This is a genomic window from Saccharothrix coeruleofusca (assembly GCF_014648515.1).
Classification (GTDB): domain Bacteria; phylum Actinomycetota; class Actinomycetes; order Mycobacteriales; family Pseudonocardiaceae; genus Actinosynnema; species Actinosynnema coeruleofuscum.
In genome coordinates this window covers 314-1531 of sequence record NZ_BMRG01000052.1, presented here as the reverse complement: position 1 = coordinate 1531, position 1218 = coordinate 314, and the positions used below count along the sequence as shown (strand labels likewise).

Below are 1218 nucleotides of genomic sequence, written 5' to 3'. Positions count from 1 at the left end.
GGGATCTCGCCTCGTGAGGCGACGGCGATGGACCCGCAGCAGCGGTTGTTGTTGGAGGTGGCCTGGGAGGCCTTCGAACGCGCGGGCATCGACGCGGACTCGCTGCGCGGCACCCGGACCGGCGTGCTGGTGGGAGCGACACCGCACGGATACGGCGCGGTGCGAACCGACGCGGACGGATACCTCCTCACCGGTACCACGCCAGGGGTCCTGTCCGGGCGGATCGCGTACCAGTTTGGATTCGAAGGCCCCGCGATGACGGTGGACACCGCGTGCTCGTCGTCGCTGGTGGCACTGCACTTGGCGGCGCAGGCACTGCGGTCGGGCGAGTGCTCGCTCGCGTTGGCGGGCGGGGTCGCGGTCATGGGTACCCCCATGATCCTCACGGAGTTCGCGCGGCAGCGCGGGTTGTCCTCGGACGGCCGGTGCCGGTCGTTCGGCGCGGGCGCGGACGGCACGGGGTGGTCCGAGGGCGTGGGATTGCTGGTGCTGGAACGGTTGTCCGACGCGCGGCGCAACGGGCACGAGGTGCTCGCGGTGCTCGCCGGTTCGGCCGTCAACCAGGACGGGGCCTCGAACGGGCTGACGGCCCCCAACGGCCCCTCGCAGCAGCGGGTGATCCGTCAGGCGTTGGCCAACGCGGGGCTGACCGCCGCCGACGTCGACGTGGTGGAAGGGCACGGCACGGGCACGCGACTCGGCGACCCGATCGAAGCACAGGCGCTGCTGGCGACCTACGGTCGAGAGCACACCGACGGCGCGCCCCTGTGGCTCGGATCGGTGAAGTCGAACATCGGACACGCGCAGGCGGCGGCCGGCGTCGCCGGGGTCATCAAGATGGTGATGGCCATGCGGCACCGGTTGCTGCCGAAGACCCTGTTCGCTGAGGAACCCTCGACCGAGGTGGACTGGTCTTCCGGCGGGGTGGCGCTGTTGAGCCAGGCGCGGGAGTGGCCGGACGCGGACCGGCCCCGGCGAGCGGGGGTGTCCTCGTTCGGGATCAGCGGGACGAACGCGCACGTCATCCTGCAGCAACCACCGGACGAACCACCGACGGCGGCCCAGCGGCCGACGCCGACGCTCGCATCGCCTGTGCTGCCGTTCGTGTTGTCGGCTCGTGGGTTGGGTGCGTTGGGTGGTCAGGCTGCTCGGTTGCGGTCGTTTGTGGTGGAGCGGCCGGATGTGGCGTTGGTCGATCTTGCGTACTCGTTGGCCACT

1 protein-coding gene is annotated in these 1218 nt (G+C 71.1%); it reads left to right on the top strand.

Annotated features, from left to right (window positions below; translation table 11 throughout):
* The coding region (locus tag IEZ00_RS35995) for a beta-ketoacyl synthase N-terminal-like domain-containing protein (protein WP_229796451.1) at positions 1-1218 on the top strand (1218 nt) is incomplete at both ends.